This is a genomic window from Macrococcoides goetzii (assembly GCF_002742385.2).
Classification (GTDB): Bacteria; Bacillota; Bacilli; order Staphylococcales; family Staphylococcaceae; genus Macrococcoides; species Macrococcoides goetzii.
Genome location: NZ_MJBI02000033.1, coordinates 1 through 201, shown reverse-complemented (window position 1 = coordinate 201; position 201 = coordinate 1). Strand labels below are relative to the sequence as shown.

The following is a 201-nucleotide window of genomic DNA, read 5'->3' as shown; positions in this document are numbered from 1 at the left end:
TTATAAGATCCCTCAAAGATGATGAGGTTAATAGGTTCGAGGTGGAAGTACAGTAATGTATGGAGCTGACGAATACTAATCGATCGAAGACTTAATCAAATTTATAGATTTTTTATTCGGGATTGCCGGGTAATATCTAAATTTTCTTCTTACTTATCTAGTTTTGAAAGTATAATATTATTATCTTTCATTTGTCTGGTG

1 rRNA gene is annotated in these 201 nt (G+C 31.3%); it reads left to right on the top strand.

From position 1 onward, the window contains the following. A 23S ribosomal RNA gene (locus BFS35_RS13735) occupies positions 1 to 99 on the top strand; the annotation flags it as partial. Between the last annotated feature and the right edge of the window lie 102 nt (positions 100 to 201).